The organism is Acidisphaera sp. S103 (genome assembly GCF_009765975.1).
GTDB lineage: Bacteria > Pseudomonadota > Alphaproteobacteria > Acetobacterales > Acetobacteraceae > Rhodopila.
Genome location: NZ_LMUJ01000048.1, coordinates 78631 through 93203, shown reverse-complemented (window position 1 = coordinate 93203; position 14573 = coordinate 78631). Strand labels below are relative to the sequence as shown.

General features: G+C 63.5%; 12 protein-coding genes and 2 tRNA genes. 7 read left to right on the top strand and 7 right to left on the bottom strand.

Going from position 1 to position 14573, the window contains the following annotated elements:
* Window positions 1-1683, bottom strand: a 1683-nt coding sequence (locus GSQ89_RS12995) for a PAS domain-containing sensor histidine kinase (protein ID WP_158925736.1), incomplete at its 3' end; no start/stop codon positions are given.
* Window positions 1684-2027: 344 nt separating this feature from the next.
* Entirely contained in the window at window positions 2028-3242 is a 1215-nt protein-coding gene (locus GSQ89_RS12990) for an ABC transporter substrate-binding protein (RefSeq protein WP_158925734.1), read from the bottom strand.
* 237 nt (window positions 3243-3479) lie between these two features.
* On the opposite strand from GSQ89_RS12990, the gene nadA reads away from it, so the two are divergent.
* The gene (gene nadA, locus GSQ89_RS12985) at window positions 3480-4463 is read left to right on the top strand and encodes a quinolinate synthase NadA (protein ID WP_158925732.1); all 984 of its coding nucleotides are present in this window, start codon (window positions 3480-3482) and stop codon (window positions 4461-4463) included.
* Window positions 4463-5308: a carboxylating nicotinate-nucleotide diphosphorylase gene (gene nadC / locus GSQ89_RS12980; protein WP_158925730.1), complete on the top strand. Its 846-nt coding sequence runs from the start codon at window positions 4463-4465 to the stop codon at window positions 5306-5308. Before nadA ends, nadC begins: the two co-directional genes overlap by 1 nt.
* Before the next feature lie 41 nt (window positions 5309-5349).
* Here nadC and GSQ89_RS12975 read toward each other — a convergent pair whose 3' ends face one another.
* Together GSQ89_RS12975 and GSQ89_RS12970 are read right to left on the bottom strand one after the other, a co-directional pair.
* Window positions 5350-5658 carry a hypothetical protein gene (locus GSQ89_RS12975; protein WP_158925728.1) on the bottom strand — a complete coding sequence of 103 codons (309 nt, stop codon included), beginning with the start codon at window positions 5656-5658 and terminating at the stop codon, window positions 5350-5352.
* A gap of 468 nt (window positions 5659-6126) precedes the next feature.
* Window positions 6127-6219 (bottom strand) — tRNA-Ser (locus tag GSQ89_RS12970).
* A 241-nt stretch (window positions 6220-6460) separates the two neighbouring features.
* On the opposite strand from GSQ89_RS12970, the gene GSQ89_RS12965 reads away from it, so the two are divergent.
* The 3 genes from GSQ89_RS12965 to GSQ89_RS12955 all read left to right on the top strand — a co-directional run bounded on the left by GSQ89_RS12965 (window position 6461) and on the right by GSQ89_RS12955 (window position 8232).
* On the top strand, window positions 6461-7690 hold the full coding sequence (locus tag GSQ89_RS12965; RefSeq protein ID WP_158925726.1) for an aconitase X catalytic domain-containing protein: 1230 nt from the start codon (window positions 6461-6463) through the stop codon (window positions 7688-7690).
* Complete coding sequence (locus GSQ89_RS12960) at window positions 7687-8091, top strand: aconitase X swivel domain-containing protein (protein ID WP_158925724.1); 405 nt, start codon at window positions 7687-7689, stop codon at window positions 8089-8091. Before GSQ89_RS12965 ends, GSQ89_RS12960 begins: the two co-directional genes overlap by 4 nt.
* A 66-nt stretch (window positions 8092-8157) precedes the next feature.
* Window positions 8158-8232 (top strand) — tRNA-Val (locus tag GSQ89_RS12955).
* A 54-nt stretch (window positions 8233-8286) separates the two neighbouring features.
* Here the strand turns inward: GSQ89_RS12955 and GSQ89_RS12950 are convergent.
* Together GSQ89_RS12950 and GSQ89_RS12945 are read right to left on the bottom strand one after the other, a co-directional pair.
* On the bottom strand, window positions 8287-9900 hold the full coding sequence (locus tag GSQ89_RS12950) for an acyl-CoA carboxylase subunit beta (RefSeq protein WP_158925722.1): 1614 nt from the start codon (window positions 9898-9900) through the stop codon (window positions 8287-8289).
* Window positions 9901-9987: 87 nt separating this feature from the next.
* Window positions 9988-10959, bottom strand: a complete 972-nt coding sequence (locus tag GSQ89_RS12945; protein ID WP_158925720.1) for an MBL fold metallo-hydrolase — start codon at window positions 10957-10959, stop codon at window positions 9988-9990.
* A 103-nt stretch (window positions 10960-11062) separates the two neighbouring features.
* Here GSQ89_RS12945 and dctP point away from each other — a divergent pair, with 103 nt between their 5' ends.
* Entirely contained in the window at window positions 11063-12073 is a 1011-nt protein-coding gene (gene dctP, locus GSQ89_RS12940; protein ID WP_158925718.1) for a TRAP transporter substrate-binding protein DctP, read from the top strand.
* A gap of 15 nt (window positions 12074-12088) precedes the next feature.
* On the opposite strand, the gene GSQ89_RS12935 is transcribed toward dctP, so the two are convergent.
* On the bottom strand, window positions 12089-13471 hold the full coding sequence (locus tag GSQ89_RS12935; RefSeq protein WP_158925716.1) for an aspartate aminotransferase family protein: 1383 nt from the start codon (window positions 13469-13471) through the stop codon (window positions 12089-12091).
* Window positions 13472-13607: 136 nt separating this feature from the next.
* Between GSQ89_RS12935 and GSQ89_RS12930 the strand changes: the two genes are divergently transcribed.
* On the top strand, window positions 13608-14573 hold a 966-nt coding region (locus tag GSQ89_RS12930; protein WP_305782256.1), incomplete at its 3' end, for a hydantoinase/oxoprolinase N-terminal domain-containing protein.

Below are 14573 nucleotides of genomic sequence, written 5' to 3'. Positions count from 1 at the left end.
CGGCGATGCGAGAGTGGTATCCAACGGCAATTCCAGCCAGAACACACTCCCGCCGTTCGGATTGTCGTCGTGGCCGAGGCGGCCGCCCAGCAAGGTCGCGAGCCGGGCCGAAAGGGCAAGACCGAGGCCCGCACCCTCGACATCCTGGGTAGCCTCGACGTCGAGACGTTCGAAGTCCCGGAACAGCCGCTGGCATTCCTCGGCCGGTATGCCCGGACCAGTGTCCACGACTTCTATCCGCAGCACCTCGCTGTCCGCCATCTGCCGCAAGCGCACATCGACAGTGCCGTGGCTGGTGAACTTCACCGCATTGCCAAGCAGGTTGAGCAGCACCTGGCGCAGCCGTGTCGGATCGGTAACCAACTGCTGCCGGGTACCCGGCGCCACCTCGATGCCCAGTGCCAGACGCTTGGCATCCGCGGCCGGGCGAATCAGATCGAGGCATTCGACCGCGACCGCCCGCATGTCAAGCTGCACCGCCTGCAGCTCGATATCCTCGGATTCGATCTCGGACAGGTCGAACACGCAGGTGATCATTTGCAGCAGGTGCCGGCCAGCCACCAGCATCGCGTCCACCTGGCCGCCCTGCGTGGCGTTCAGGCCGTCATCGGCGCGTAGCGACTGGGCATGGCCGAGGATATCGTTCAGTGGGGCCCGCAACTCCCGGCTCATGCCGGCCAGGAAGTGTGATTTCGCCCAGTTCGACCGATCCGCGATGTCGCGTGCCGCCGCGAGATGGCGTGTCATCTGCTCCAGCTCGACATTGGCTATGCGGAGTTCGCGCTCACGTTCGGCCTGCACGGTCAGGTCATGCACGAAGGCGGTGAACAGCCGGGTTCCTGGCAGCTTCACCTCCCCAATGGCGAGTTCCATCGGGAACGTGCTGCCATCCTTGCGCTGGCCGCATCCGATGATGTGCCGCTCGCCCGTCGCGGAATAGCCCGCCAAATGGCTGTTGTGTTGTTCCCAGTCGGCGGATGGCAGCAGCATGCCGACGTTCTGACCCATCATCTCCGCGGAGGTGTAGCCGAACAGACGCACTGCGGCGGCGCTGAAGGAATGCACGAATCCTTGCTTGTCGATCACGATCAGTGCGTCCGGCACGGTGTCCAGGATCGAGCGAAGCTGCGCCTCGCGGCGTTCCAGGTCGCGATGGACGCGGCGGGTTTCGGTCAGGTCGCGGGCGGCCTTGGAGACGCCGATGATCCGGCCCAGTTCGTCGCGGATCGGTGAAACGGTCAGGGATACAGGGATGACCCTGCCGTCCTTGCATTGCCGTTTGGTGTCGAAATGGACGATCTTCTCGCTGCGGCGGACCTGTTCGAAGATCGTGACATCCTCATCGATCCGGTCCGATGGAATGATGCGGGTGACCGGTTGGCCGATGATCTCGCTCGCGGTGAAGCCGAACATCGTTTCGGCCGCTTTGTTCCAGGACGTGACGCGGCCTTCAAGATCCTTGCCGATCACCGCATCGTCCGACGAATCGGTAATGGCGGCGAGCCAGAAGCGGGCGTCATCCAGCCGGGTTTGGTCGACACCCCTGGATGGATAAACGGGCGATGCGGCAAGGCCTTCGATACGGCCCGCGCGCGACGGCGTATCCTTCCCCGGCGTCCGATCCGAACGGACGCCGGTCAAGGTCGCGCGAATGGCTTCGATTTTTGGCATAAGGACTGACATCGCGATGCTCCCAGATCTGCTACCATCCGCACCGGATAGGAAACCCGTCCCGGTTGCGCGCTAACCATCTATCCGGCTGCCCCTACCGAGGACGACGTGGTTCGACATTGCGAGGTTTTTCGCACGATGCGTCTGGATGGCGCCCGAACCGGTCCCGGTTGCCAGCGGCCCCGGTAATGTTTGAACGCCATTCGCGCCGGACGATCAAAGCCGAAAAAAGATGAACAAAGAGTTAAGGCCGCGCCGGGATTCGCCGAACAGGACGATCTTTCCCAACCAACCGAGGTCCGGGAAGGGTTGTCATGCCCTGCCGGCGGCCTGCCTGGCAGGGCATGCGGTGACGATCAGGCGCTCGCGCCGGCGATGATGTCGCCGAACAGATCCCAGGTCTTACCGGTCCAGCGCATCAACTGAAGCTGGCGGATCGGGCGGTAGTTGGTCGGGCTGGTGTTGATCTTGATCCCCGGCAGCAGCACCGGGTTCTCCAGGTCGTGCAGGTTCGTCGCCTGCTTGATCAGGTTCTCCTGCGAGAAGTCGTTGCCGCACTGCTTCAGCACGGCCAGCATCGTGTGTGTCAGGCCGAAGCCGGAGATGTTGCCGAGGTCCTTCACATCGCCCTCCGGGTAGTATTTCGCCATGAACACCCGCCATTCGTTCATCCCGGCGTCGTTGGCCCAGCGCGGGTCCGTCGGATCCTTCAGGTAGTTCGAACTGATGACACCAATGCCGTTCTCGGGTCCGGCCGGGATCATCACGGCGCCGACCGAAGCCGAAACGTTGGTCAACAGGTGCAGCGGCTTCCAGTTCATCCCCCCGACCTTGCGGATCGACTGCGCGGCGAACTTCGGCGATGCGATCGTCATCAGCACATCGACGCCCGCGGCCTGCAAGGTGACAAGCTGGCTTTCGACCGTCGCATCGGTCGATTCGTAGGACGCGGTGGTGACCCGCTTGTCGTAACCGTCTTTCAGCACATCCCTGACGCCGTGCAGGTAGTCTTTCCCGAAATCGTCGTTCTGATACAGGATGCCGATCTTCGCGTCGGGTTTCTGCGCCAGGATATACTTCGCATAGACCTGCGATTCGGTGACGTAGCTGGGTTGCCAGCCGATCGTCCACGGATGTTCCTTGTAATCGCCCCATTTATCGGCGCCTGTGGATACGAAGAGATGCGGCACCTTCTTCTGGTTGACATAGCGCACGATCGCCGAGTTCGTCGGCGTGCCCAGCGTGGCGAACAGCGCGGCGACTTTGTCCTGTTCGATCAGCCGGCGCACCTGCTCGACCGTCTTCGGCGGGCTGTAGCCGTCGTCGTAGGAGATGAAGTTGACCTTGCGGCCGGCGAAGCCGCCCTGGTCGTTAGCCATCCGGAATTTCGCCTCGATCGCCTTGCCGATCGTGCCATAGGCCGACGTCTGGCCGCTGTAGGGCATCGTGTTGCCGAGGCGGATTTCGGTCGCGGTCACGCCCGGGGTTTCGGCGGCGCGGACGATCGCCGGAGCAGCGGGCACGAAACTCGCCGCGGCTGCGGCGGTGAGCAATTTGCGTCGATGCAGCATGAGCGTTGGTCTCCCTGGTTGATGACCCTTGTTGCCGGGTCTGCCCGTCAGCTTATGGCCATATAGGTCCGGCGCGCCATGTAAAATCGGCCCAAATGGCCTCGGGCGATCGCGCGCCAAGGACCCGCTTGTCGCCTCGCCGGCAGGCGGCACGGTGTGCCACGCTTGACATCCTTATACTCAGCGTTAGCATAACCCGGATTAATGCTCCGAATGAGCATTACAAGGAGGATCCCGATGTCCGCGACCGCACTGCTCGAACGCACCGCACCGCTCTATGACAAGGTCAAATCGCTGATCCCGCCGATCGAATGGCCGGTCTTCGCCGACGATATCGACGCCATCCTGACGCTGAAGCGGGAACGCGACGCGGTGATCCTGGCGCATAACTACATGACGCCGGAGATTTTCCATTGCGTGGCCGACATCGTCGGCGACAGTTTGGCGCTTGCCCGCGAAGCCACGACGACCGACGCCAAGGTCATCGTTCTCGCCGGCGTGCATTTCATGGCAGAGACGGCGAAGCTGCTGAACCCTGCCAAGACCGTGCTTATTCCGGACAGCCGGGCGGGGTGCTCGCTGGCGGAATCGATCACGGCGGCGGATGTGCGACTGATGCGCCAACGCTATCCCGGCGTGCCTGTGGTGACATATGTAAATTCTTCCGCCGCGGTAAAGGCAGAATCCGACATCTGCTGCACCTCCGGCAACGCCCGCAAGATCGTCGAATCGCTCGGTGTCGACACGGTCATCATGCTTCCGGATGAATTTCTTGCAAGAAACATCGCCGCCCAGACACACGTCAAGATAATCGCCTGGGCCGGCCATTGCGAGGTGCATGAACGCTTCACCGCCGCCGAAGTCCGAGCCCTGCGCGCCGACTACCCCGGCGTCACGATACTCGCCCATCCGGAATGCCCGCCGGAAGTGGTCGCCGAGGCCGACTATGCCGGTTCCACCGCCGACATGTCTAACTACGTCGGCCGCGAGAAACCCGCCCGTGTCGTTCTTCTAACGGAATGCTCTATGGCCGACAACATTTCGGTGCATCATCCCGATGTGAACTTCGTTCGCCCCTGCAACCTGTGTCCCCACATGAAGCGCATCACACTGCCAAAAATCCGCCGCGCGCTAGAGACGATGCAGGAAGAAGTGACTATCGACCCCGCCTTGGCCGAACGCGCCCGCCGGTCCGTCGAACGCATGCTGGAGGTCCGCTGATGTCTCCCCTGCCCCTGATCATGATCGAACCGGCCGTCCGCGCCGCCCTGCTGGAAGACCTCGGCAGAGCCGGCGACCTGACCACGGACGCGATCGTCCCCGCCACCGCCCACACCACCTGCGCCCTGGTCGCTCGGCAGCCGGGGGTCGTCGCGGGCCTGGATTTCGCCGCGGCCGCATTCCGCCTGATCGACCCGGCGATCAAGGTCGACGTCGCACTGCCCGACGGCAACCGCCTGCGCCAGGGCGACCTGATCGCCACCATCAGCGGTCCCGCCCGCGGCATCCTGACAGCGGAACGAACCGCGCTGAATTTCCTCTCCCACCTCAGCGGCGTCGCCTCCGCCACCCGCGGCATCGCCGACGCGATAGAGGGCACGCGCGCGCAGGTCTGCTGCACCCGCAAGACCATGCCCGGACTGCGGTTTGCACAGAAATACGCCGTCCGCGTCGGCGGCGGATCGAATCACCGGTTCGGCTTGGATGATGCCGTGCTGATCAAGGACAACCACGTCGCCATCGCCGGCGGCGTCCGCTCGGCGGTGGAGCGCGCCCGTGCCGGCGTCGGCCATCTGGTGAAGATCGAGCTGGAAGTCGATACGCTGGCCCAGCTCGAGGAAGCTCTGACCCTGAAGGTCGATGCCGTCCTGCTCGACAACATGGGACCGGACATGCTGCGCCAGGCCGTCGCGATGGTCGACGGACGCGCCATCACCGAGGCGTCAGGCCGCATTCGCCCGGAAACCGCGCCCGCCATCGCCGCCAGCGGCGTGGACCTGCTGTCGGTGGGCTGGCTGACGCACAGCGCCACCGTGCTGGACATCGGGCTCGATCATCTGGGGTGATCGAGCCCGCCTGGCCGAACCGAACCGCCGGCGCGGAATTTTTAGGTTAATAGGGCGTGGGAAATGAACGTGTTCAAACTGACGGAGCCCGCGCCGTTCAGGATGGCCACCGTGATTGGGGTACCGCCGCTAACGGTGCTGATCTGCACCAGAGCGTTGGACCCCTGCGTGCCGATTGTCAGATAGTTGCCGAGATCGCTCAATTGCTGATCCCACGTGGTCGCGGCAAGGGCGCTTCGAAGATCGAAAGTATCGCCATTCGTAAGCGAGGTTTGGCTCCAATTGGCCGGGGCGGTCCAGTCTCCGCCGCTCGCGCTGCTCCAAATGAATGTTGTCGCTAACGCTGGCATTGTATTTCCCCGGCCTTACACTTTGAAGCGGGGCGCACGGGAAGTTGTCGCGGCACGAGGGCTCAGGCTGTACTGTATAAATACAACCAGCAATAGATGCGAACTGTCGCTATCTCAACTGTACGCGCTTACCACAAATGTTAACCAATGGTTAATAACCACGCGTTCAGCGGCCGATGACCGGCGAACGACAACGGCTGCTACTGCAATGCTTCCCTATTTGACTTCAATTGTGTAAGTGGCATTGATTGCGAAATCTGACTGCTCTTGAGCCGACGGAACGATCGCCAGCAGCCCCCTGTAGGGCAATATGGCCAACTTGATCAACTCTCAAACGTTAAAAATTCGACGAAGCGGTCCCGCCTGAACATGCGTGGATCGTAACTGCTCATGGCAGTATAATTATGGCGGTATTTGGATTGGCTTTTGCCGAAGAAGATACAGTTAATCAATAAATCGGAGAAAAATTGGCGGAGGGGATGAGATTCGAACTCACGGTACGGGTTGACCCCGTACAACGGTTTAGCAAACCGCCGCCTTCAGCCACTCGGCCACCCCTCCGCCGGGGCAACATCTCCGACCCCCCGCTTGCGCGGACAGCTCGGACACGGCGTTTGCACTGCGTCTTGTAGGGAAGCCCCGCCCCAGCGTCAAACATGAATCTGAGCGAACGGCCGTTTCCCGTGTCCCGAGGCGACGTGGCAACGCCACCGTGATAGGCTATTCGGCACCGAAGCCGTGGCCCACGGGACCAACCACTGGAAACGTAACGCACAAAGAGACGGAAACCGAAGGATCACCGATGCGACTATGCGACGAAGCCGAGGCGATGCGCCGAGGGGAGATGGGGGCGGCGCGGCAGTGGGCGATCCAGCATCAGATCCAGGTCGGGACCTACCTCGGCGCCCGGGATATGGTGCCGGTTTGTCAGGCGCACATCATGGCGGACACCGAGTCCCTCGGCGAGACCGGTATCGCCTTCCTGGAACGCTTCGCCGCCATGCCGGCCGCCGACCGGCAGGTTCGCATCCCCACCATCACCGACCCACGCGGCACCGATTTCGGGGCAGCAGACCGGCTGAAACAGCAAGACTGGATGGTGGCGCTGGAGCGCCGCGCGTCCAACGCGTTTGAAGCCCTGGGCGTGCTGATGACCAATACCTGCATCAACTATCAGACGATCATGCCGCCGGTCCGCGGCGAGCACATGGCCTACGGCGATACCGGGGTCACCATCTACTGCAACGCGGTGCTCGGTGCCCGGTCCAATTTCGAGGGTGGCCCTTCCGCTTTGGCCGCTGGGCTGACCGGCTTCACGCCGCGCTACGGCTTTCACCTGGACGAATGCCGGCTCGGATCGTTGCTGGTCGAGGCCACATGGACTCCCGCCGCCCTACACGAATGGGGCGCGTTGGGCGGCGTGGTGGGGCGGCTCGCCGGCGATTACTGGCGGGTGCCAGTGATCACTGGCTTCGACCATGTGCCGGGGTCCGACGAACTGAAACATTTCGGCGCGGCGATGGCCAGTTTCGGCAGCGTGGCGATGTTCCACATCCCGGGCGTGACGCCGGAGGCTGCCGAGGCGTTCGATGGCCCCTCGCCGGCGGCCATAAAAGTCGGGCAAGCGAGCGTCACCGCCCTGCTGGCGGAATACGCGACAGGGGGCGACACCATCGACGTCGTGGTGTTCTCCGCCCCGCAACTGTCGTTACTGGAGATGCAAATGCTCGCGGACCGCCTGGACGGACGGCGCGTCGCGGTGCCCTTGCTGGCGGTGACCAGCCCCCAGGTGAAGCCGGACGCCGACCGGATGGGTCTCACCGCCCGCATCGAGGCGTCCGGCGCGATGGTGTTGTCCGGCATGTGCTTTTACCAAAGCTATGCTCGTGAAATGGCGGAGGCGAACGGTTGGCGGCGGCTGGCGACCAATTCCGCCAAGCTGACCAATATTCTGGGCGGCTACGGCTACGCGCCGGTGCTGTTGTCGATGGACCAATGTCTGGACGCGGCCTGTTCGGGCCGAATCCCATGATTTTCCCGGCAAACGCGGCGATTGGCCGAACAGTGCGCGGACACGCGCTGGTGGCGAGCGACGGGTTCTCCGCCCGGTACGACCTGGACAGGATCGCCGGAGTGTTCTCCCGCCCTGCGCACGCCCTGTACGGGCGATCCTATGTCGGACTGGTTCTGGTCCTGGACCGGGCGAAGGGCGGCGTGGCGACCGCCTGGATGCTGCACGAGATGGCTGCCCGAGGGATCGTGCCGGCGGCACTGGTGTTCAACGCGGTAAACCCGATCATGGTGCAGGGAGCGGCGCTGGCCGGAACGACGATGATGTCGGGGTTTGGCCTGGATATCACCCGGGCTGTGCCGGACGGCGCGCTGGTTGAAGTGGACGCCGAGGCGGTGCCGCCGGTGCTGCGGGTACTTTAACAGGTGAATTCGGGGTTGCGGCGGGCCGGCCAACCGGTTAGGAAGCCCGCCTCCGTCGCGACGGATGGGCGCGTAGCTCAGCGGTAGAGCATTCGCTTCACACGCGAGAGGTCACAGGTTCAATCCCTGTCGCGCCCACCATCCCCCCTCAAACCAGCGGCGGCCGCCGTGCCTTCCACGGGTCGAACGTCGCCGTCACGGCCGCATGCCGAACGCCGACGGCCCCGGCGTGCGCAATGGCGCGGCCAAGGTAGCGAAATCGCACAGCAGTTTTCGCGTGTCCCGAGGATCGATGACCTCGTCCACCCAGAAAGCCTCGGCGGTGCGATAGGGGGAACGCAGACGGTTCAGCCGTTGCTCGATTTCCTCCAGCTTCGCGGCCGGGTCCGGTGCGGCGTCGATCTCGGCGCGATAGGCCGCCTCGATCCCACCCTCCAGCGGCAAGGAGCCCCAACTGGCCGACGGCCACGCATACCGCAGGCACAAATGCCCGACCGGCTGATGCCCTAGCCCGCCGACTCCGTAGCAATTGCGCACGACGATGCTGCACCATGGCACCGTGGTCTGGTTGATCGCCGACAGCGCTCGCACCCCCCAGCGGATGACCGCATTGCTCTCGGCCCGCAGCCCGACCTGGAAGCCAGGGCAATCCACCAGATGCACCACCGGCAGGTGGAACGTCTGAGCCATATCGACAAACCGGATAATCTTGTTGCAGGCATCAGCCGTCCAGGCACCGCCGTCGAACAACGGATCGCCCGCCATAACCGCCACCGGCCACCCATCCAGCCGCGCGAAACCGGTGATGATGGAGCGTCCGAACAGCGCCCCCATCTCGAAGAAGCTGTCCTTGTCGAACACAGACGCGATGATCCGCCGCATGTGATAGGCTTGCTTCTTCACCTTGGGGATCGCGGTGATCAGCGATTCGTCGCGGCGGGTCGGGTTGTCCCATCCCCTCACTCGCGGCGGCACGTCATGAATGGAACTTGGCAGATACGACAGGAACTGTCGCGCGACTTCGAACGCCTGGTCTTCCGTATCGACGGCATGATCAACGGCGCCGCAACGCAGTTGGATCTGCCAGCCGCCAAGCTCCTGTTTCGTCCTCGGTTCACCGAGCCGTTCCACCACCGGAGGGCCGGCGACGAAGACCGCCGCGATCTCTTTCACCATCACCGAATAATGTGAGGCAACCAGCCGAGCGGCCCCCAGACCAGCGACCGAACCCAGGCCAAGACCAACCACGGGCACCTGCGCCATCTGGTTTGCCACCAGATCGAACGACGTCGTCTCGGTCAGCCCACCCGGCAGGTTCGCTCGTCCTGTCGTTTCAATCGTCTTGACCGAACCGCCGCCGCCCGACCCCTCGATCAGCCGGATGATCGGCATGCGGAATTGCGTCGCGATCTCCTCCGACATCTTCGGCTTGCCCTTGATGGAAGCATCGGCCGATCCGCCACGCAGGGTGAAATCGTCGCCGGCGATGACGACCGGACGGCCATCCACCGTGCCGCGGCCGAACACGCAGTTGCCCGGCATGAAGCCGGTGATGGTGCCGTGCGCGTCATAGCTTGCCTTACCGGCGATACTGCCGATTTCCTTGAAGCTGCCGGGATCCAGCATGTGATCGATCCGTTCCCGTACCGTCAGCCGGCCGCCGGCGTGCTGGCGTGCCACCCGGTCCTTGCCGCCCAGTTCGCGTGCCAGCGCCTGCCGTTCGCGCAGTTCGGCGAGTTCGGGCTCCCAGCCGACGGCCGACGCCTTGGGCGGTTCAACGTGTGTTTGGGTGACGTTATCGTCGGCCATGCGTTTCCTGTCCGTCTTCTTTCGTCGATCGAATACCAGCCGGTAAGCTATGGGCGATCGCCGATAGACGCAACGTAGCCGCACCGGTTATGGGTTCTGCCTCAGCCCGTACACACGGGTTTCGCCAAAATCCAATGTCCCGAACGTATCCGTCCCAATGGATCCAAGAGCCGCATCGAGAGCGCGCAGCGGCGCGTCGATCGCCTCATCGGTGAGTTGGAACGTGCCGAAATGCATCCCCACCGACCAGCGCGCGCCGAGCGCCACGTGAGCCTCGACCGCCTCGGCCGGGTTCATGTGGACGGGGGCCATGAACCACCGTGGCTCATACGCACCGATCGGCAGCAGCGCGACGTCGGGCGAGCCCAGGCGCATCCTGATATCAGCCCAATGCGAGCCCGCCCCGGAATCGCCCGCGAACAGCACCATCCCCACGCCGGCGTCGATCATGAAACCACTCCACAAAGTGCGATTGCGGTCGAACGGTGTGCGTGCGGAAAAATGCCGCGCCGGCGTCGCGGTGATGCGTAGCGCCCCCGCCATGGTGTCCTGCCACCAGTCCAGTTCGGTGGCGGCGATGCCCAGCTTCGCCAGCGTACGCGCATTGCCCAGCGTGGTAATGAAGCGAGGGGCATGACGCGCCTGCAGCGCCCGCAATGAGGCGAAATCCATATGGTCGTAATGATTATGCGACAGCAGCACCACGTCCGGGCGCGGTAGGTCGGCCAGAGCGATACCAGGCGGCCGCACCCGCTTCGGGCCCGCCCAGGAAACGGGCGAGCAGCGCTCGCTGAAGACCGGATCGGTCAGCACCACGGCACCGGGCAGGCGGATCAGGAAGCTGGCGTGATTGATGAACGTGATCGCCACGCTGTCCGATCCGACCATGTCCGGCGGCGGCGGGAACACCTGGTTGCCAACGTGGCGGGGCCAGGCGGCACGCTCTCCCCGTAATCGCCAGCGCAGCACCTCCAGCAATCCCCGCGCCGGCCTTTGCGGGCCCGGGTTGAAAAAGTGCCGCCCATCATAATGGTCGGAGAGCGGGAAGCGTTGGTTCATGCCGGACGCACATGGTGTCGTTGCCCGTCATCCGCCAGACGCTGGCGCGCACCCGTCCAATCTGGCAGATATCCGACAACCAAAAACGCCCAAGGAACCCGCCATGCGCTTGCTCACCCGTCGAACCGTCGCGGCCGGCATGCTGTCCATGCCCGCCATCAGCCGCGTGCGGGCGGATACCCCGATCCGGCTGCGCTGCTCCCTGGATACCGCCCCCACCCATGGACGGAATATCTCGATTGGCGACTACCTGAGCAAAGTGGAGGCAGCCTCGAAAGGGCGGCTGAAGACAGAGATCTTCGCCAGTGGACAGTTGTTCGCTGACCTGAACGTGACCAAGGCCCTGGTCCAGGGGCAGGTCGATATGGCGGCGCCAGGCACCTGGGCGATCACCAATTTCGTCCCGGATTCCGATGTGTTCCAGCTTCCCGCGCTGTATGACGAGCCAGTCGAAATCATTCATCGGGTGACCGACGGGCGCTCCGGAGCATTCATCGCGAACGAGGTCGAACAAAAACTCCGCAGCCACGTGCTGGGCTCCTGGATCGACAACGGCTTCAGCAATTGGTTCACGACGCGCACGCCGTTGAACTCGCTGGCCGATCTGAAGGGGTTGAAGATCAGGAACTCGGGTGGCTCCGGCCAGTCGTGGCGGACCCGGTTTTTCGACGCTGTGCCGAACGTGACGGCCTGGCCGGACGTGCCGCTGGCCCTGTCGCAAGGGACGTTCGATGGCTTGATCACCACGAACGAGAGCATCGCCAGCGTGAAACTATGGGACGCAGGCGTCCGCTTCGGGCTGCAGGACCACAACTCCTTCGCCGCCTACATCCCGATGGTCAGCCACACCTTCTGGGCCGCGCTGCCGGCCGATCTGCAGGCCATCATGACGGACCTGTGGGCCGAAAATATCGGACAATATCGCACCAACATGGCCGCCGCGCAGGATCGGGCACGCGGGACGATGGAGAGCCATGGCGTCAAAATCACCGACGTCACGCCGGCACAGGCGACCGAGGTTCGCAACCGCATGCTGAAGGACCAGGAGGCGGTGGCGAAGGAAATGCGAGTCAGTACTGACATCCAGAAGCTGCTGGCGCAGGACGTCGTGTAAAGCGAATAGAAGCCGCTACGAAACCATCCCTTCCCGCTTCAACGCCCGAATGGTCGTGCGGAAAGCCTCGACCGTGGTTGCCATTTCCTCCGGCCCATGCATCGCCGAAATCCAGGCTGATGGGCCGGAGTTCATATCGACCCCATTCACCAGCATCCCCACACGAAGTTGTCCGGAAACACCTTCTCCGCGTGGCTTATTCAGCATTTTCGCAATGAACGGCACCGCATCGAACGCGCTGGGAACGATGTCCGCCCCATCCGAATTCGTATAGACATGGAAGCCGGAGTAGGACCCGTGGACCGCCCACTTCACCTTCTCCTCCTCCAGCACTTCATTCATCTTCGTTCGGATCGTTTCGCCAAAAGCATTCGCCCGGGCACAGGCATCGGTGGCGGCGATGATTTCAAGTGCCGCGATGCCGGCCGCGGCCGAGATCGGGTTCGCATTGAACGTGCCCTGATGTGAGATCTTTTCCTGACCGGCTGCCTTGGTCACCTTAAAATCCAGCCAGTCCATGATGTCCTTCCGCCCGACCACGACGCCGCCGGGCAATCCACCGGCCATGATCTTCGCCAGCGTGGTCATATCCGGGGTAATCCCCAAGGCCGCCTGCGCACCACCCGGAGATACCCGGAACCCGGTCACGATCTCATCGAAAATCAGCACTGTGCCGGCTTGCTTCGTCAGGTCCCGCAGCAGGGTCAGGAACGACGGTAAAATCGGCATCTTGCCGAAACTCGCCCCGGTCGGTTCCAGGATGACGGCGGCAATGTCCTTATGGTCGTTGAAAAGCCGCGTGATGCCGTCGACGTCGTTTGGATCGCACAACAGCACGCTGTCGGCGATGCCGTTCACCACCCCGCTGGTCGCCGTTCCATCGTAATGATTGGATTGGCCGCTGGTCATGTGGTCATGCCAGCCATGGAAATGTCCCCGGAACCGCACCAATTTCGACCGTCCCGTGTACGCTCGGGCCAACCGCAGCGCCATAAGGGTTGCCTCAGTGCCCGAGGACGTGAATCGCGCCCGTTCGGCCGAGGGCACCATCTGGGTAATCAACTCCGCCCAGCGCACCTCCTGCTCATGGCAGGCCCCGAAATGGGTGCCACGTTCCAGCGCCGCATGGATCGCCGCCATCACCGTCGGATTGTTGTGGCCCAGTATCAGCGCACCATGGCCGCCGAAATAATCGACATACCGGTTGCCGTCGACATCCCACTTCACCGGCCCCAGCGCTCGGTCGACATAAATTGGATACGGATCCATGTGCCGGCTGTCATGCGCCAACCCGCTGGGCATCAGCCCGCGTGCCTTGGCCGCCAATGCAGCGGACCCCGGAGTCATCGCCTCATAGGCGGCGGTCAAAGTGGCGTTCGGCAACGTGCTGGCGGACATGAACCATCCTTATGGGACTCGACGCCGCCGATTATAGCGTCCGGAATCGGACCATGCACGACCCGCACGCGGGGGCTTGCCATGCATTGCGGGATTCTGCCCTGATGCGCGCCGCACCAACCAGCAGGACAACACGATGTGGCAATTCTGGATCGACCGCGGCGGCACATTTACCGACATCGTCGCGCGCGATCCCGACGGCCGCCTGTCTACCCATAAGCTGCTGTCGGAAAATCCTGAACGCTACAAGGACGCGGCGATCGCGGGCATCAAGTCGATCCTCGGCGTGGGCCTCGATGCACCAATCCCGGCCGGCTTGATCGAGGCGGTCAAGATGGGCACCACGGTCGCCACCAACGCGCTGCTGGAGCGCAAGGGCGACCGTACGCTGCTGCTGGTCAACAAGGGCTTCTCCGATGCCCTCCGCATCGGCAACCAGGCTCGTCCTCGCCTGTTCGACCTGGCCATCACGCTGCCGACGATGCTGTATGAACGCGTCGCCGAAGTTGGTGGCCGCGTCGGAGTAGACGGCATCGAGATTGAACCGCTCGACGAAACCGCTGCCGCTGCCGTGCTGGCAGAAGCCCGAACGGACGGCATCAACGCCTGCGCCATCGTGCTGATGCACGCCTGGAAATACCCCGAACATGAGCAACGGCTGGCAACCCTGGCGCGGAAGGCCGGATTTACACAGGTTTCCGCCAGCCACGCGGTTAGCCCTCTGCTGCGCCTGGTGCCGCGCGGCGACACGACCGTAGTGGACGCCTATTTGTCGCCGATCCTGCGGCGCTATGTCGATCAGGTCGCCGCTGAACTGACCGGAACGCGGCTGTATTTCATGCAGTCCAACGGCGGCCTGACCGAGGCGCACGGTTTTCAGGGCAAGGATGCCATTCTGTCCGGTCCGGCGGGCGGTATCGTCGGCGCGGCGCGAACCGCCGGCATGGCGGGGTTGGATCAGATTATCGGGTTCGACATGGGCGGCACCTCAACCGACGTGGCGTTGTACGCAGGGGCGTTCGAACGGGCGTTCGAAACCGCGGTGGCTGGTGTACGAATGCGGGCGCCAATGATGGCGATCAACACCGTCGCGGCCGGCGGT